Genomic DNA, 17,933 nt, shown 5'->3' with positions numbered 1-17,933 from the left:
CGCCCTCTCGCGGGTTGTCGGCGCTTCAGGGGGCCCTCAGCTTCTCTTTCAAGAAGATGGGAGGAACACATGCCGACGAGGCCAGGGCTCGGTGAAACCGCGCGAGCCATCATCGCGGATGGAATGGGCATCCTGGCGGCGGACGAGACGGTCTCCACGATCACGAAGCGCCTGACCGCGCGCGAGATTGAGTCGACCGCGGACAGCCGCCGCGCCTACCGGGAGCTGCTCTTCAGTACGCCCGGCATCGCCGAGTTCATCGGCGGTGTCATCCTGCAGGACGAGACAATCCGGCAGGACAGCGCGGCAGGCACTCCGCTGGTCAAGCTGCTGGCGGACCGCGGCATCATCCCTGGCATCAAGGTCGACGCTGGCGTCCGCCCCCTGGCTGGCGCGCCGGGAGAGTCCGTCACGGAAGGGCTCGACGGGCTCCGCGAGCGGCTCGTGGAGTACCGCGAGCTGGGGGCGCGCTTCGCCAAGTGGCGCGCGGTCTTCGTCATCCGCGCCGGACTGCCCACCGCGACGTGCATCCACGCGAACGCGCACGCGCTCGCGCGTTACGCCGCGCTCTGCCAGGAACAGGGCCTGGTGCCTATCGTGGAGCCTGAAGTCCTGATGGACGGCGTGCACGCGCTCGAGCGGTGTGAGGACGTGACGGGGCGCGTGCTGCAAGCGGTCTTCAATGAGCTCTTCGCCGCGCGGGTGTCCCTGGAAGGGATGTTGCTCAAGCCGAACATGATCACCGCGGGCCACGGCTTCGCGAGCCAGGCTTCCGTGGAGGAGGTGGCGGAGGCGACGTTGCGCGTCCTGACACGCCATGTGCCGCCCGCGGTCCCCGGAGTCGTCTTCCTGTCCGGCGGACAGGACTCGGTCCTGGCCACGGAACACCTCAACGCCATCAATATGCTGGAAGGCCCGAAGCCCTGGACGCTGAGCTTCTCCTACGGACGCGCGCTGCAGGATGAGGCGCTCGAAGCCTGGAGGGGCCGCGACGAGCAGGTGCCCGCCGCCCAGCGGGCGTTCCACCACCGCGCCTGGTGCGACAGCGCGGCGGCCCTGGGCACGTACAGCTCGGACATGGAGGGCGAAGCGGGTTTCGTCCGGGCCGCGGAGCCGTTCTCCATTCACAGCCCGTCTGACTCAACACTCCACACCCACCACTGATGGGAGGCATGTCATGGCACACCCCGAAGGGACGGAAGCGTCGGAGTATGGGCAGCCGTTGTCCGCGAGGGAGCACGGCCAGGGGCCCTCCGCTCCAGACCGCGAGCGGACCCGGGGCGGAGGACCGCTCACCGCCAGGGAAATGGAGCTGATGAACGCGTACTGGCGCGCGTGCAACTACCTGGCGGTGGGGATGATCTACCTCCAGGACAACCCGCTGCTGCGAAGGCCCCTGACGCCCAAGGACGTGAAACACCGGCTGCTCGGCCACTGGGGCGCGAGCCCGGCGCTCTCGTTTACCTGGGTCCACCTGAACCGGCTCATCGTCGAGCAGAACCTCGACGTCATCTTCGTGGCCGGGCCGGGCCACGGCGCCCCGGGCGTGCTCGGACCGGCGTACCTGGAGGGCACCTATTCGGAGGTCTATCCGGACAAGAGCCTGGACGCGGAGGGGATGCGGAGGTTCTTCAAGCAGTTCTCCTTCCCCGGCCACATCGGCAGCCACGTCACCCCGGAGACGCCGGGCTCCATCCATGAAGGCGGCGAGCTGGGCTACAGCCTCTCCCACGCGTACGGCATGGCCTTCGACAACCCCGACCTCATCGTCGCCTGCGTCGTGGGTGACGGCGAAGCCGAGACGGGGCCGCTCGCGACGGCCTGGCACTCGAACAAGTTCCTCAACCCCGTGCGGGACGGCGCCGTGCTGCCCATCCTGAACCTCAACGGGTACAAGATCGCCAACCCGACCATCCTCGCCCGCATCAGCCCGGAGGAGCTGGAGGCCCTGTTCGTGGGCTACGGCTACAAGCCCTACTTCGTCGAGGGCAGCGACCCGGCCCAGATGCACCAGAAGATGGCGGAGACCCTGGAGCAGGCCGTCGCGGAGATCCGGGCCCTGCAGAAGACGGCGCGGCTGACGGACACCCCGACGCGTCCGCGCTGGCCCATGATCGTCCTGCGCGCGCCCAAGGGCTGGACCGGTCCCAAGGAGCTGGACGGGCACAAGCTGGAGGGCTCCTGGCGCTCACACCAGGTCCCCTTCGGCGACGTGCGAGGCAACCCGGCGCACCTGAAGGCGCTCGAGGACTGGATGCTCAGTTACCGGCCCCAGGAGCTGTTCGACTCGGAGGGGCGGCTGATACCGGAGCTCCGGTCGCTCGCGCCCAAGGGGCACCGGCGGATGAGCGCGAACCCCCACGCCAACGGCGGCCTGCTCCGCAAGGCGCTCAAGCTGCCTGACTTCCGCGACTACGCGGTCAAGGTCGGCACGCGCGGCACCACGCTGCATGAGAACACGAAGCCGCTGGGCGAGTTCCTGCGCGACATCATGCGCGACAACCCGACGAGCTTCCGCGTCTTCGGCCCGGACGAGACCGCCTCCAACCGGCTCCAGGCCCTCTACGAGGTGAGCGGGAAGACCTGGATGGCCAACCTGGTGCCGGACGACGCGGACGGGGGCTACCTCGCGCGGGACGGCCGGGTCATGGAGATGCTGTCGGAGCACACGCTGCTGGGGTGGCTGGAGGGGTACCTGCTCACGGGGCGCCACGGCCTCTTCCACACGTATGAGGCGTTCGCCCACGTCGTCGACTCCATGTTCAACCAGCACGCCAAGTGGTTGGACATCAGCAAGAATCACGTGAGCTGGCGGGCGCCCGTCGCCTCGGAGAACATCCTGCTGTCCTCGACGGTGTGGCGTCAGGACCACAACGGGTTCTCACATCAGGACCCGGGCTTCATCGACCTGGTGACGAACAAGTCCGGCACGGTCACGCGCATCTACCTGCCGCCGGACGCCAACACGCTCCTGGTGGTGGCGGACCAGTGCCTGCGCAGCACCGACTGCGTCAACGTCATCGTCGCGGACAAGCAGAAGCACCTGCAGTTCACCAGCATGGACGAGGCCGTCGCCCACTGCGCCAAGGGGATTGGCATCTGGAAGCGGGCCAGCACGGACGAGGACGCGGAGCCGGATGTCATCATGGCCTGCTGCGGTGACGTCGCGACGCAGGAGGCCCTGGCCGCGGCCTCCATCCTGCGCGCGCGTGCACCCAACCTGAAGCTGCGCTTCATCAACGTCGTGGACCTGTTCAAGCTGCAGTCGTCGGCGGATCATCCGCACGGGTCCACCCAGCGCGAGATTCAAAGCCTGTTCCCACCGGGCAAGCCCATCATCTTCAGCTTCCACGGCTATGCTTCGCTCATCCACAAGCTCGCCTACCGCTTCCTGGACCACGAAGACCTGCACGTGCATGGCTACCGGGAGAAGGGCAACATCAACACGCCCTTCGAGCTGGCCATCCTGAACGAGACGTCCCGCTACCACCTGGTCATCGACGTCATCGACCGCGTGCCGGCGCTGGCCGTGAAGGCGGGGCATCTGAAGGAGGAGATGAAGAACGCCATCCTCGACAACCTGGCCTACGCGCACGAGCACGGCCGGGACCGCCCTGAAGTCGCTGACTGGACCTGGCCGGACTGACGGGAAAGCTCACGCATGGCGCAAGAGGCGCCATGCGTGAGCCGCGCGCTACTGCCCCAACACCACGCGGAAGATCTTCTCGTTGCTGTTGTTGGGGATGCTGTCCTTGTCACCCTGGTTGGTGGTGGTCATCCACAGGTTGCCGTCCAGGGTCGGCTCCACGGTGCGCAGCCGGCCATAGGTGCCGACGAAGAACTGCTGCACGTTGGTCAGGCTGGAGCCGGAGATGACCTCCCGGTAGAGGCGCGTGCCGCGCGCGCAGGCCACGTAGAGGACGTCGCGCACCACCGCGATGCCGGAGCAGGAGCCATCCGCCGTGGAGTAGGTCTGCTTCGGCGCGATGTACCCGGCCGTCGCGCAGCCCGAGCCGCCCTGCGACACCGTTCCCTCACAGTTGGGCCAGCCGTAGTTGCCGCCCTTCTGGATGAGGTTGGTCTCGTCCATCACGGAGTTGCCGAACTCCTGCTCCCACAGGCGTCCCTGCGAATCGAACGCCAGCCCCTGCGGGTTGCGGTGGCCGTAGCTCCACACGTAGTTGCCGAAGGGGTTGTCGGACGGGACGGTGCCGTCCGTGTTGAGCCGCAACACCTTGCCGGCCAGGTTGTTGAGGTCCTGCGCGTACGCGCCGTTCTGGGCATCCCCGGTGGACGCGTAGAGCTTCCCGTCCGGTCCGAAGCGCAGGCGCCCGCCGTTGTGGAACTTGTTGCGGCCAATGCCCTGGAGCAGCACCTGGAGCGACGCGGTGTTGAGGGCATTGTTCTCATACCGCAGGCGCACGATGCGGTTGTCGGTGGGGGAGGTGTGCATCACGTACAGCCACCGGTCGGTGGAGAAGGTGGGGGAGAGGGCCAGCCCCATCAGTCCGCCCTCGCCGTCGGTGCTCTGCACGTTGGGGACGGTCCCCACGGACGTCTTCTGTCCCGTCGCCGGGTCCAGGCGGACGATGTCCTGCGCGTCCCGGCGGCCGTACAGCACCGAGCCGTCCGGCAGGTTCACCAGGCCCCACGGGATGTCTGTGTCGGTGGCGACCTGCGTGACGGAGCAGACGGCGTTCGCGCAGGCCTGACCGGTGGTGACCGTCACGGCCGTGCTCTGGGCGGACGCATTGGCCTGGGCGTCACGGGCGAGCACGGCGTAGCTGTAGGCCGTGTTCGCGGACAGGCCACTGTCGATGAACGTCGTCCCCGGCGGCGAGCCCGACACGGTGCCAATCTTCACGCCCCCGCGGAACACGTCGTACGCGCTGACGCCCACGTTGTCAGTGGATGCGCTCCAGGTCACGGTCACGCTGGTGCCATTGGCGGTGGCGGCGACGCCCGTCGGGATGCTGGGCGCCTGGGTATCCACCTGGCACTGAGGCGGGGTGATGGAGAGCGTGGCGCTGCCCTGGGAGACATTTCCCGCGGCGTCCCGCGCATTCACATACAGGCCCCAGGTCGCACCGGGGACCACGGTGAGTCCGGTGGACACGACGGCGCCGGAGACGGACTTCATGAGCTGGCCGTCGTGGTAGACGTCATAGAAGGCGACGCCCTGGTTGTCCGTGGACGGGGACCACGACAGCGTGGCTGAGTTGCACGTCACGTTGGACAGCGCGAGCCCCGTGGGCACGGTGGGGGCCTGGGTGTCCGCCGGGAATGACCACCGCTGGTTCGTCTGGCCATTGCAAGTCCAGAGGATGACCGACGAGCTGTTGGCGGTGGCCTGGCCGGACACGTCGAGGCACCGCGCGGACGCCGTGTGGACCACCGCGCCGTTGGTGTTGCGGACCCACTGCTGGTTCGCCGTCCCATCACAGGCGACGCTGACGGCCCGGGCTCCGGAGCTGGCCGTCTCCGGCTGGATGCACCGGGCGCCGTCGAACGCGCGCAGCTCGCCCTCGGGCGTGAACAGGAACCGCTGGTTCACCTGCCCGTTGCAGTCATAGATGTGGAGCTCGGTCCCCGGCGTCTGGCTGTTCCCCGCCACGTCGAGGCAGCGGCCGGACTGCGCGCCAATGAGCCGCGTGCCCGCGGTCACCGCGGCGCTTTGTGTCTGGAGCTCGGGGTCGTTCTCCGGCTTCTCTCCACAAGCTGTGACGGCGACCAGGACTCCGGCCAGGAGGTAATGGATCTTCAGGGAGGCTTTTCTTTGCATTCCTCCTCTTTCAAGGATTGCAGGGACGGCCTCAAGTGAACTCTTTGGGACACGGCGGCGTGTGTCCACCGGACTACGCCGCCGGCCGGTCCTCTCGTTTACTGAGACGCCGCGGAAGCCGCTCGTTGCGCCTGCGCGACCCCGAGCCTCTCCGCGCGCAGGCGGCGCAGGCGACGGTTACTGATGGTCAACCCGTCGATGCCACCGGAGGCCGCTCGCGTGAACGTGACCGCGCCGAGCGAGCCCACGAAACGGTCACCGCCCACCGCATCCAGCACGACCTCGTCCCGGCGCGGCCAGCGGAGGGCCAGCTTTCCGTCCGCGACGCGCACCGCGTAGGTCGTGTCGAGCTCGTCGCTGCGGTACTGCCCGGCGAACGTCGCCAACGCCGAGGGCACGGGGGCGGTCAGGCGGATGAAGTTCCGCGTCGTCGGCCAGCTGTCCTGGATGCTCAACTCACGCGAAGCACGGGCCGTCGGCGCCGTGAAGCGCCACACGTGCATCGACTCGCCCGGACGGAACGCACCGTTACCGATGGGCACGAACGCAGTGGGAACGCCAACCTGGCGCAGCGCTCCGTCCTTGAGCTCCAGCCGCACCACTTCATCCGTCTGGGGGCTCCAGTAGTTGCCGGCCAGTGTGGCCAGCTGCGCGTCCGCCAGCTTCACGGCGGGCGGCATCACGTTCTTCATGTGAGCGCCCAGGTACACCTCGGCCACCTTCCGTGTGAGCTCTCCGGGATCGATGTTGCCGCCGTTGCACAACGTCACGATGGACAGCCGATGGTCCGGGAAGAGCAGGGCCTCCGTGCGGTAGCCGCCTTCCATGCCGTCGTGGCTCACCATGCGCAGGCCTCGATAGCCGGTCAAATGCAGGCCCCCGCCGTAGCCGGTGACGGTGCCGTCGTTCAATCTGCCGGAGGTCTGCAACGACGTGACCAGCGCCTGCCCACCGGCGCGCCCGTTGAGCAGGTTCTGCTCCCACTTCAGCAGGTCGCCCACGGTGGTGAACAGGTTGCTCGAGCCGTAGTGGTCGGTGTTGGGAACGCCGAGCCGCCAGCCGCCACCTTCGCGGGGGCCGTAGCCCCATGCGCGCCTGGGAATGACCTCGGTGTGATCATCGCGGAAGTGGGTGTCCGCCATGCCCAGCGGCTTGAAGATGCGCTCGTCGGCGAACGCCCGCAGCGGCTTGCCGGAGACTCGCCGCACGATGATGGACAGCAACGTGTACGCGGCATTGCCATACACGATCTCCGAGCCCGGTTCGAAGTTCACCCCGCGTTGCCGGCTCAGCGCCCAGAGGATGTCCGCTTCGGTGTAGACGTCATCACCGCGCCAGCCGGCCAGATTGAGCAACTGGCCCTGTTCGCGCAGGCCGTTGGTGTGATGCATCAGGTGCGCGACGGTGATCGTCTTCGCATACGCGGGCAGCTCCGGTAGGTGCTTGCGGATGTCGTCGTCCAGGGACAGCTTGCTCTCCTGCGCCAGCAGTCCAATCGAGAACGCGGTGAACTGCTTGGAGATGGAGGCGATGAGGAAGATGGATTGCGGCGTGATGGGGACGTCGTGCTCCAGGTCCGCCATGCCGTAGCCGCGTGCGTAGTCCAGCGTGCCCTCGTGTGTGATTCCCACTGCGCAGCCAGGTGTCGTCTTCCCGCTCCAGGGCGCGAAGAGGGCATCCACCTGTTGATGCCGGTCCTTGGGCAAGGTGTCCGCGGCGAGGGCGGGAGCGCACGTGAGACCGAGCAACAGGAGCGACGACACGAGCAGCTTGCGCGTCATGGTGTCCTTTCGGGGCGAGAGGGTGGGAAGCACCGTGCCCGCTCTGGCACCCCGCGGGGGGAGCGTTCAGCCGGTGGGAACGTGGGGGCGGCGAACGGGCACCCGCGTGCGGCGAACGGGACGGCCCGGAGGCTGTAGGATGGAGCATTCCGTGGGGGAGACCCAGCCATGCCCATCCGAATCGGTTTCTGGAATTGCAACCTGGGGGTGAATCCCTATTGGGAGGAGCGGCCCCTCACCGCGAAGTTCGCCGCGCTGAAGCAGGCCGTCGCTCAGTTCTCGCTGCGGTGCAACCCCGGTTCCCTGTCGATCTTCACCGCACCCGAGTACGCATTCGCCGCGAAGGGCAAGGGCCGCCCGCTTCCCGCGGAGCCGCTCCCTGTTGCGTTGGTGAGCCAGTACTTCACCGCGATGGAGAAGCTTTCAGCCACCTACCCGCGGATCCTGATCGTGCCGGGCTCGCTCGTCGTCGAGACCGACAAGAAGGTGCAGAACCGGGTGATTGGCTACTTCGGCGGCGAGTCGGAGATCTTCGTGGGAAAGCAGCACGGCGTGGGGGAGGTCGGGGTGCCGGTGCCCGTGGGCGGCTATACCTTCCAGCCAGGCAATGGCGGCCAGGTCGTGACACTCAACGGGGTCAGCATCTTCACCCAGATCTGCCGTGACGCGACGCAAGGCACGACCCCCGACCCCACCGTGGACATCCACCTGACCATCGGCCAGGGAGTCGGGGTCGAAGCGATCGTCAAGAAGCGGCCCAACGTCGCGCTCATCGTCGCGGATGCCTTCAACTACGCGGTGGTCGATGAAAACGGCCCCATCGATTCCGATGCCACGGATGAGACCCTGGGCGTCAAGACCTACTGCTACACCGTCGGTTAGAGGTGCACGACGCCCGTTCCTCAGGCACGGTGCCCGCGCTGGCACCGTGCCTGGAGCGTGTTCAGCCGGCGGGAACGGGCCCGCCCCGGCTCAGTGGCAGGTCCGGTATTGCGCCACGGTGGAGGCGGTATTCACCGAGCAATACAGCAACTTGCTGGACGTGTTTCCCCAGTTGTCCTTGGCGGTGACGGAGAACGGCAGGTCCGTCTGGATGGAGCTGGTGCCAGGGATGGTCCACTGCGTGGACCAGGGCGCCTGGGTCCGCGTGACGCTGAAGCTGGGGACCAGGATTTGTGCGAGGGTGACAGATTGGATGCCGCGAGGGTCGCTCACGGGCTCCGCGGAGATGAGGTACGAGCGGCCCGCGCCATAGACCGTGAGGTTGAGGGTGGGACCGGTGTTGTCCGCCGTCACCGTGCGCGTCTCCGGCGAGCTGGAGACGCCGTTGATGTCCGTGCACTGGAACAGCAGCGAGTAGTCGCCGTCCGCCCGGCCCGTGGTGTCGACCACGAACTCATAGGGCGCGGTGGTGTCCGTCTGGGTGACGACGCCCCCCTCGCGCAGCTCCACGTGGTGCACGCCCTCCGTGTCCGTGCACTGCACGGTGAACTTCGGCTTCTTCGGCTGGGTGTCGTCCCGGGTGATGCCCGTGATGACCGGCGGGGTGAGGTCCTTGATGAACGACGTCACGAAGTTCGCCGTGTTGCCGCACGCATCGCGAACGAGTGCCTGGAACGTATGCGCCCCCGCGGTCATCGACTCCCCGAAGTCCAGCACGTAGGACGGCGTCGTGGGCTGCGCCACCAGCGCCCCGTCCACATACAGCGCATACGGATATTCAAGGCCACAGCCATCCGTCGCGCTGACGGTCAGCCGCACCAGCGAGCCCGGCTGCGTCTTGGCGAAGGTCACCGCCGGGGGCGTGGTGTCGAGTGGGGCCGCCCTGGACGTGGTCGCCTTGTTGCCGAAGGCGTCCGTCACCTCCACGGTGAGGTTGTGGGCCAGCTCATCCGGGGGCGTGTAGCTGGCCTGGTACGTCGTGGCCTCGTGGGTCCGCGTGGCGAAGACGAACCCGTCCACCTTGAAGTCTACCCGCGCCACCGCGGAGATGTCCGTCACGGAGACACTCACCGGGAACGGCGACTCGGTCCCCGCCGCCACCGTCATCGTCAGGACGGGCGGAGTGTTGTCCACCTTCAGGGCGAAGTGCTGGACGGCTGCGTTCAGGTATTTGTCGTAGACCTTGATGGCCACGTCATGGGTGCCATCCGTCCAGGTGGAGGTATCCAGCTCCTGCTCATAGGGGGGCACGAAGATGCCGTACATGAGCTGGCCGTCGGCGCTGAAGTCCACGGCCTGGATTCCGGAAGGGTCGCTCGGCGTGACGGAGTAGAGGGGCTGCTTGGGCGCCCCCGAGCGCAGGACGGAGAAGGTGGGCGCCTGCTTGTCCATCGTGACCGTCACCGTCTGGGTGGCCGGGTTCTGCCAATAGTCCCAGGCCTGCAACTGGACGGTGTGATTGCCATGGGCCAGCGCGGCGCCGGGCAGGACGACCTGCTCGAACGTCCAGCCGGACAGTGTCTTGATCTGCGCGCCGCCGTCCACCACCAGCCGCGGCGCGGTGCTGTACTGCCCCGGAACTTCGGCGTCGGTGATGGTGCCGGTGCACTCGATGTCCTGCTGCACCTGCCGGCAGCTCAGGGTCGTCTGCGGTGGCACTGAGTCCGGCTTGTAGCCGACGTTGATGGCCGCGAACGCCCGCGCCACGGCCTTCATGCGGGGGCCTCCGTACACGCCGTCCCGCGCGGTCGCCGCCGCGAGCGCCGCCTGGCGGGCGTCGAGGTAGTCCGAGCCCAGCGGCATCAGCTGCACCGCCTGCGCCCAGATGCGCAGCGCCTCGGTGGCGCCCAGGCCGGTGAACCCCTCGGGCACCAGGTAGCAGTGCCACGGGCTCTGGGTCTGGGGGCTGCACCCATAGGCCAGCAGCAGGAACATCCGGCTCAGGGGGCCCGCGGAGTAGTGCTCGTCCCTGTCCCCGATGGTGTCGAACCACTCGGAATAGAAGGGCGACAGGAGGTCGCGGGCCGCGAGCCCCGTCTCCTCCGCGACGGAGAGGTTCGAGGGCTTCAGCACCACTCCGTCGATGTTCGTCGACGAGGACGACACCCGCTTCGCGTCGCGCAGCAGCTCCGTGACGAAGCCGAAGATGTCCCCCGTGCCCTCGTTCAACCCTGCCTGCTCCGACCCGCTCGGCGGAACATCCGAAGGATCTCCCGCCAGTTCCCGGGCGAAGAAGTCATGGGCCAGCTCGTGGGCCACGACGTCGGTGGTGGTGAAGGGGGTCTTGGGATTGACGCCCAGGGTGCGATAGCCGAACCGGACGGTCGGCTCGAGCTCGTCGGGCATATAGAACGCGTTCGCCGCGTTCACGTGCACCTGGACCGTGAAGGGCCTGCCGGTTCCCGTCGGGCCCGAGCGCCCCAGGAAGGTCTCGTACACGGACCACGACAGGCCCACGGCGTGGTAGGCGTCCACCGCCGCGGTCTCGCCGTTGGTCCCGAGCACGTTGCCCCCGCTATAGAGGAGCCCGTCGCCCAGGGTCACGTCCGTGCCGAGGTAGAGCTCGTAGGTGCCGCCTCTCCCCTGCGAAACATAGGCTTCGTAGTCGTTGGTGTACTTGTCCCGCAGCCGGTTGAGCCCGCTGAAGGTCTCAGCGAAGACGACGAGGGAGATCCGCCCCGAGTAGTAGCCCGTGCCCACGGCCTTCTTGAACTGCCCGGCCACGCCCGTGTGCTCGAGCGGCTCCAGACGCAGCAGCTCTCCTGAGCGCGCATCCACCTGCGCGCTCCACCGCCGCGGCGCATCTCCGCCCGTGGAGAGCTTCAGCCGGTAGATGAGCCGCAGGCCCGTCACCACCCGCTCGAAGTCCTCGGCGTTCCGGGGACCGGTGATGCTCGGGGCCACGCCCTTGCGCAGCTGGCGCACCTCGGTGGGCAGCAGCACGAGCCGCGCGGACTCCACCTTCGCGGTGGCGTCCTTCAGGGCCGCGAGCGCTGCGTCCCGGGCCTGCGCCTCGGTGAACCGGGCCTCCGTCTCCACCGCGCCCGTGGGCTGGAACCGGACGTTGGAGAAGAGGGTCTGGTCCAGCGCCGTCTTCGCTTCCAATCCCCAGATGGGGACGCCCCGGAAGTGGAGCGTCTGCCGCACTCCCTTCGCGTCCGGTACCAGGGACACGTCCCGGAGGTCGAAGCCGCGCTCCGCCACCAGCTGCTCGGCCCGCGTGCGCGCCCGGGCCTGCTCGGGCTCCGGAGCGTCTTCCGGCGACGTGGGACCACAACTCAGACACAACAAGACCAGGCTGCCCCGCAGCCATGAATGCAATCGCATGGAACTTCCCCCTCTGCTGGACTCGTGAAGACATCCCGGGGCCGTGATTGCACGATTTACGTGTTTATTGCAACCCCACCTACGGCGCGCGAGGTCCTGGCCCCGTCGGCTGATGTGTGAAGCGGGCGCGCATCCCGCCTTCGGCGACCCGACGCAGCCAGCTCTGCGCCTCCTGGCGAGAAACCCCCGCTCTAAGTAGCTCGAAGTACAAGTAGGCGAACTCGTCCGGCAGAGAGGTTGCGAGCGTCACCGGGTCATCGCTTCCCAATGCCACCGCGATGCTCGAGACGCCCTTGCGTGCCTTTCCAGGAAGAGGCTGGAGACTGAAAATGGGATGGTGCTCGAGCGCCACTTCGCCGATAAGCATGTTGCTCGTCGGATTGGCTTCGATCGTGATCTCCAACGCTGCCAGGGTGCTCCGAAGAAACTGTTGAGTCCGTTCCAGCATGGCGGCGTCCGTAGGATGCACCGTGACGAGCTCCGGTTGCCGCCCCCGGGTGTAAACAGCGAAGTCGGAGAGGTAGCGAACCGCCAACTCTCCCGGAGGGCCCCATTGTTTTGCGAGCTCATGGCTTCGCATGAAGGGGTATCCAACTGTTGCCAGGAAGTACGCATCCCCTCTGAGTTTGCGCGCCTGGCGCAGGTCGACCAGCGCGGTCGACCCTCCATAGATTTCGGCGCCCAGTCGCGTGGCTTGCTCCTTGACGTAGCGAGCCCGCCCTCTGGGCGTGAGCCAGTCGTCATGGGCAACGCGGTCCAGTTCCCAGAGCAGGTCATCCAGATGCTCTTCCTTGGGCTGTGGAACGACGGCGTTGTCGCGGCACCATGCCCGCGGCTTTGTCCCCAACGCAAGGGCATGGCCCAACCTGTCGCCCCGTTGAAGGAGCTGGAACTCGACGGGCTCATGGATGTGGCGCAACCCCTCGCTGAGCCTGCGAAACTCTTCTCCTGCGTGGAGTGTCAGCCCCAGCGCGCGCAGCCCGCCGCCGCTGCTCTCCGCGACCCGCGCCGAGGCCTGCCGAACCCGCTGAAGGAGTGGCACGAACACCCAGGTTGGCACCGCGAGCTCAAGGTGACAGACATCCATCCCCCGGAGGACCTGGAGCAGTCGGGGATGTCGCCGCAGGACGGTCTCGATGGCGAGAACCTCCTGCTCCCGCGCATGGAAATAGGAGCCGAAGCGGCACCCATGCGCGCGCTGGCGAGGATCCGCGTTCGGAAGCTTGTCCGGACGGGATGTATGCGTTTCCTTGATGAAGTGCAGCACGAGCGCCCGCGCGACGGGTTCCTCGCGGCGGAAGGGCGCGGCCTTAACCTCGCGCGCGAGGTTCCGGATGTCACCCCAGTGTGCGCTGGGGGACGTGCGAACCTCCAGGGATGCGAGTCGCGCACCTCGTGAATCCATCTCCAGGGCGGAGCAGACACGGGTGCGCTCATCCATCCCCTTGCGCAAGGGCGAGATGTTCCGGAAGTGCGTGGAGAACCAGTCGAGGCCCCCTGTTCCCGGAGCGAGGACCAGATGCCGGTAGGTGAGGTTCCGGATTCGCAGGTACTGCCAGAAGAGGGAGGCGAAACCTTTGTCCGCTGGGGATGTCCGAAGGTATCGGAAGGAGCGGGCAATCAAGCGCGTTTCGGGAAGAGTGGGCGCAAGCCCCAGCCATTCGAACAGCGGATCGCGCTGCTCCAGGACCTCCAATGGATCTCCCTGTAATCGCTCCGGCGGCTGCCCTTGCAATGTGCGCAGCAGCCGCCTCGCCTCCGCGAAGGACACAGGGTCCTTGCCCTGCGAAAGCGCACTCATGGCTCCGAGGAAGACCTGGGGGGGCCGGGTCCGCTTCGCGAGTCCCGGCAAGAACGAGCCCAGGTCTTGGGCCTGGCCCTGCTCCAGGTGAAAGAGGAACGAGCCGAGCGAGAGTCGAGCGAGCGCCGCGGTGACGAGCCAGCAGAGGAACTCACGCGTGTCGACAAACCCCGCTGTTCCCTTGAGGTCGCCGGGGAGAAGGTCTTGGCTTGCAATCCCGGCCATGAGGTGGGTCCAGAGCCGTTCGAAGGGGATGGCAGCGCCGAGATGGAGATGTGTCTGGGCGAGCTCTGTCTCCGAGAAGAAACCATCCAGCTCGGGCGCGCCCAAGCTCACGCTGTCCGCAGGGGGCTCCTGGCCGGTCGCCGCCGCATGGGCGGCGATGAGCACGTCGCCAGGCAGCGAGAGGGAGGTCCACCGCCAGTGGTGCACGGCCTCCGCAAGGGAGAGGCCGGGCGAGATGCGCAGGCACACGCGCGGCCCGCTGAACTCCAGCCGCGCCTGGGCTTGCCGCATGAGGAAGGAATGTAGGGACACGCGGCATTGGCTGGAGCGTGGCGAGACCCACTCGACCTCTTCGAACCAAAGAGCCTCTCTGAGCTGGGTCAAGACTTCCAGTGACCCACCTCGCGCCAGGGGCTTGAGGTGGTGGCTCAGGTCATCAGCGAGCTTGGAGGACGCGGGATGGAGCGTTCCGGAGTCCATGCGTTCAAGCTGGAGCAACCCCAGCCGGAAGGAACTCAGGGACGCGATGGGCCACGCAAGCGTCTCAGCCGCGAGATGTTTAGAACGAACTCCGGGATTCATGACGGATCTTCGGAATCCTTCCCAAACACCTCATGCCAAGGATGACCCCGATGCTTTGTGTCCACGTCTTGGAGGAACAGGCGTGGATTCGTGTTCTCAAGCCGGGGGTCCGAGGTGTTGAGACAATGCCTGGCCCACTCACGACGCATTGCTCGAAAATTCGCGGAGGTGTCAACGCTTTGCTTCGGCAGCTTGCGATTGGGGTTTCCTTCAAACTGAGCCCGGTCGGCTCCCAAGAGGCCCGCAAGCATTGCTCGCGCGTACTCTGGATCAAGCCCGAGTTCCGGAGTGGCGAAGAGGGGGACGGCCCAATGCACCCAATTCAGATAGAGCAGGGCAGCTTCCCCTTGAGGGGGCGCATCTGGTGAAGGCTGGTTTGAGCGGAGTGAGGAGCCAGAATAATACCAGCGAAGAAATCCCTGGCTTAGTGGATCGGCATGAACCTGGGTCTTCATGCTTTGATTTACACTCCGGCTGACCTGTAGAACAATATCTAGGCAGCTTGCGTGCAGAAGCTTGGAAAATGCAAGAGAAGGGTCATCCTCTAGGAGTGTCTTGAGGGCATCGAAGCTGTCGGTCAAGCTTTGTGTTTCATTCTTCCAGTCTACGAAGGTCCGCCACCTTGGCGCCGGCCACCCCATGCGCACAAGCTTCCCATCATAGAGTACCTCTGTATCCGCATGCGGGATGCTGATGAACATCTTCGCGTTTGGGGGACTCGAATTGAAGGGGCGGGCCTGAGTGTCTTGACTGTCAAAAACAACATCGTGAGCCAGGATCAGGAACTGTTGTAAGGCATCCGCGGGTTTGGGGGTCGTCACCTGGTAGAGGTAAAGGCTCATCCCGGGGGGCTCAAGATTGACTGCCTTCTCAACTCGCGTTTGTAGGACGTCGAATGAGTTCAGGCGATTTCTGAGTTCGGGAGGGAGCTGAACATTTAGTTTTCCACCCGCATCGGTCGGCGTGATCCATTTTCGTAGCTTGTTGTTCTGAGGTTCGAACTCATCCACCAATCTATTCCAGAGCCATAGGATTGCGCTGTGGGTTCGAGATCCCATGTCTCGAATCCGTTCCAGGGCTTCGCGACTTTGGGCAGTGAAGCTGGGAGTGACAGGGATGCTGAGGTCAAGAACGTTTGCGTAGTCTCTTACATTTCTTATGTTTGAGTTCGTACGCCTGCGGCCATCGACAGATAGGCTTGAAAGCTCGTTGCTTAGACGCTTTTGGATGGACATGTCCTTGGTCGCATCCCACATTTCCAGGAGTCGTGCCCAGTCATGATGAGGAAAGGCCGCATCGATCTCAAACATGACGTCATTGGGGGACTTGTATTGACGGTCGATGCGCGAGAGTTGGGCTTGTCGCTCATTGCGAGCGGCCTGGAGGGCTTCTTGTTTCAAAGGGGCCGGTTCGTGCTCAATCCGGGTAAGCCACGCCTCAAGCAATGCATTCGCGGACTTGGGAAACATTCCCGACTCTGGAGCTGAAAGCAGAATCGCCCTTCCCATCAACCACTGATAAAGGCGCTCCTCGTGGTCGGTGCGCCGGGGGGATTCAAATAGTCGGGTGGTTTCGCTCACAAGGTCGTTCGCGATGGCTTTCCAGTCCACGGTGTTCTTGGAAGGCGCTGGAGCACTGGGTTTTTTGCCCGCAGTGGCCAGGACGGTCCATAGGAACGCATAGGCCATGGAATCAACCCGCTGCTCCCTGGATGTACTCTGATGCTTCAACGCCGCATTCCAGTGATGATCGAAGAGGGCGGCCTCGAGCACGGTTCGCCAATCGGGGAGAATCCAGGTCGTGAACGAGGCGGATGGCGCAGGCTGCCCTGGGTTCAGGATGTTCGCGACGACGGTGCTGGTTTCCCTCAACAGGGTCAGCTTGTTCATGACCAACGCGTGCTCGTGCCCCCGGGGGATGACCGACGACTGCTCGATGCTCTCACCCCTGTCCTGGAGGTAGACGTCCACAGCCAGGAGCAGCGCCGCGTTCAGCCGGGATGGCAGTGTGTTGTTCTTCTCAGCAAAAGGCAGGACGCAGTCAAACCCCACGGCCTCCATGAACTGGAGAGAGTGTGTTGACTCCTGGATCTGGAGTTGCACAGCCTTGCTGGGCCGACGTTGGATCCGCCAGTCCGTATGCTGGAGTTGGAGATGCCCGTCTTCCAGGCCCACGAGCGAGGTCAACCATTGCGCGTGGTCCATGGGGAGCCGGTAGCGGTCCGTAAGCAGGGCCTCACGCCAGAGCTCATACACGGGCGTCCCAACTCCATCCTTCCCGGCCCGGAGCGAGTTCCAGCGTTGGATCAAGCCCTGAAGGCCGCGAAGCCGATCCGGCAGCGCACCATGGACGTAGGGATTGTGTTCGAAGTAGCCGCGCAGCGTCGAAACGCCAGTCGGCCAGGTGTTGCTGAAGACCTTTGTTTCAAGAATATCCGAGAGGAACCGGACCCGCTCCATTGGCAACAGGGTGTTCAGCGCGAAGCGTTGACGCGGAGGTAGCACCTTGTCGTAGGTCTGGAGGGACAGGTCGTTCGCTGTTGGCTCTTGGTCTTCAAGGATGGACCGTTCCCGTTCCGTCGTGGCGCTGCCTCCCAGCTGAGCTCGGAAGATGCCCAGGAAGTGGAGGGTCAAGGTTTTCAGGAACAGGTCGGAGTGGCCGGTCAGCAGGAAGACGACTCTGGGGTGCCACAAGGTTCGCAGCAGTTCCAGCAGCTCCACGCAGCGCCGAGGGTTCATGTCCGCGTCGTCGATGGGGATGATGATGCGAGCATTGGGGCTGGCGGAGGGACGGGCCTCGCCCACGGCTTTGACGACCTGGTCAACGAAGGCCCGCCAATGCGTGACGATGGAGCTGCGCGCGAGTTCGGCTTCCTCCAGCTCCACGGCGAGAGACTCAGGATCGATCTTCCTGCGGTCCGCCCCAAGGTCATGCCAGCCTGCGGCCGCGTCATTGAGCAGTTTGCGCCAGGCTTTCCGCCAGGGCGCCTCGTGCTCATCGGCGGGAGTCCAGATGGGCTTTTTCGCGATGCTCTCTTTGGAGATGGGCTGGTGAGCCTCGGCGCTCTGGGCGAGCGCCACAAGCCGTCCCGCGATCCAGGTCCTTAAGGACGTCGAGGGCGGAATCGGCTGGAGGTCCAAGACCGCTACGGGAATGAGGCTTCCGTTGAGGGCATCCAGCTCCGGCTGAAGGTCCTTCCAGTCAGAGGACGCAGGAACGACGGTCTTCTCAAACAGGCCTTTCCACAGGTCCAGCAGCGAGAGCATGACACTGGTCTTCCCGCTGCCGCGCCCCCCGTCGATCAGCAGGACATTCGAATGGCGTGCCTGATCGAGGCTCCAACCCAGGATCGATTCATCGCCTGACGGTCCAGGCTCGGGAGACTCCGCGAGATAGTCGACGAGCCAGGCGTGGATGTCTCGTGCCACTCTGCGCTGATCATCCGTGAGCCGTGACCAGGTATACGGCCTGGCTTCAGGCCGGAGGTTGCTCC

General features: G+C 65.7%; 8 protein-coding genes. 3 read left to right on the top strand and 5 right to left on the bottom strand.

Annotated elements, in window-relative coordinates; translation table 11 throughout:
- Positions 1–69: 69 nt before the first annotated feature.
- On the top strand, positions 70–1,164 hold the full coding sequence (locus D7W81_RS02515; RefSeq protein ID WP_120553698.1) for a class I fructose-bisphosphate aldolase: 1,095 nt from the start codon (positions 70–72) through the stop codon (positions 1,162–1,164).
- A gap of 13 nt (positions 1,165–1,177) precedes the next feature.
- Positions 1,178–3,646: a phosphoketolase family protein gene (locus tag D7W81_RS02510; protein WP_120553697.1), complete on the top strand. Its 2,469-nt coding sequence runs from the start codon at positions 1,178–1,180 to the stop codon at positions 3,644–3,646.
- Between the two features lie 48 nt (positions 3,647–3,694).
- Here D7W81_RS02510 and D7W81_RS02505 read toward each other — a convergent pair whose 3' ends face one another.
- Positions 3,695–5,782 (bottom strand): lectin, encoded by a 2,088-nt coding sequence (locus D7W81_RS02505; RefSeq protein WP_120553696.1) that lies wholly within the window; start codon positions 5,780–5,782, stop codon positions 3,695–3,697.
- A gap of 98 nt (positions 5,783–5,880) precedes the next feature.
- Positions 5,881–7,563 (bottom strand): serine hydrolase domain-containing protein, encoded by a 1,683-nt coding sequence (locus D7W81_RS02500; protein ID WP_120553695.1) that lies wholly within the window; start codon positions 7,561–7,563, stop codon positions 5,881–5,883.
- 168 nt (positions 7,564–7,731) lie between these two features.
- Here D7W81_RS02500 and D7W81_RS02495 point away from each other — a divergent pair, with 168 nt between their 5' ends.
- Complete coding sequence (locus D7W81_RS02495) at positions 7,732–8,445, top strand: hypothetical protein (protein ID WP_120553694.1); 714 nt, start codon at positions 7,732–7,734, stop codon at positions 8,443–8,445.
- Between the two features lie 90 nt (positions 8,446–8,535).
- Here D7W81_RS02495 and D7W81_RS02490 read toward each other — a convergent pair whose 3' ends face one another.
- From D7W81_RS02490 to D7W81_RS02480, 3 genes are all read right to left on the bottom strand, one after another.
- Entirely contained in the window at positions 8,536–11,832 is a 3,297-nt protein-coding gene (locus D7W81_RS02490) for an Ig-like domain-containing protein (RefSeq protein ID WP_120553693.1), read from the bottom strand.
- A 79-nt stretch (positions 11,833–11,911) separates the two neighbouring features.
- Positions 11,912–14,440 carry an amidohydrolase family protein gene (locus D7W81_RS02485; protein WP_147445327.1) on the bottom strand — a complete coding sequence of 843 codons (2,529 nt, stop codon included), beginning with the start codon at positions 14,438–14,440 and terminating at the stop codon, positions 11,912–11,914.
- The gene (locus tag D7W81_RS02480; protein WP_147445326.1) at positions 14,437–17,868 is read right to left on the bottom strand and encodes a hypothetical protein; all 3,432 of its coding nucleotides are present in this window, start codon (positions 17,866–17,868) and stop codon (positions 14,437–14,439) included. Before D7W81_RS02480 ends, D7W81_RS02485 begins: the two co-directional genes overlap by 4 nt.
- Positions 17,869–17,933 lie beyond the last annotated feature (65 nt).

Source organism: Corallococcus aberystwythensis, from assembly GCF_003612165.1.
In the GTDB taxonomy this organism is placed as follows: domain Bacteria; phylum Myxococcota; class Myxococcia; order Myxococcales; family Myxococcaceae; genus Corallococcus; species Corallococcus aberystwythensis.
This window is presented reverse-complemented; position numbering and strand designations above follow the sequence as displayed.

What these genes read in the sequence shown, in the direction of transcription:
- D7W81_RS02515 (WP_120553698.1), top strand. Translation starts at nt 70, where the DNA reads ATGCCGACGAGGCCAGGGCTCGGTGAAACCGCGCGAGCCATCATCGCG.
- D7W81_RS02510 (WP_120553697.1), top strand. Translation starts at nt 1,178, where the DNA reads ATGGCACACCCCGAAGGGACGGAAGCGTCGGAGTATGGGCAGCCGTTG.
- D7W81_RS02505 (WP_120553696.1), bottom strand. Translation starts at nt 5,782, where the DNA reads ATGCAAAGAAAAGCCTCCCTGAAGATCCATTACCTCCTGGCCGGAGTC.
- D7W81_RS02500 (WP_120553695.1), bottom strand. Translation starts at nt 7,563, where the DNA reads ATGACGCGCAAGCTGCTCGTGTCGTCGCTCCTGTTGCTCGGTCTCACG.
- D7W81_RS02495 (WP_120553694.1), top strand. Translation starts at nt 7,732, where the DNA reads ATGCCCATCCGAATCGGTTTCTGGAATTGCAACCTGGGGGTGAATCCC.
- D7W81_RS02490 (WP_120553693.1), bottom strand. Translation starts at nt 11,832, where the DNA reads ATGCGATTGCATTCATGGCTGCGGGGCAGCCTGGTCTTGTTGTGTCTG.
- D7W81_RS02485 (WP_147445327.1), bottom strand. Translation starts at nt 14,440, where the DNA reads ATGAATCCCGGAGTTCGTTCTAAACATCTCGCGGCTGAGACGCTTGCG.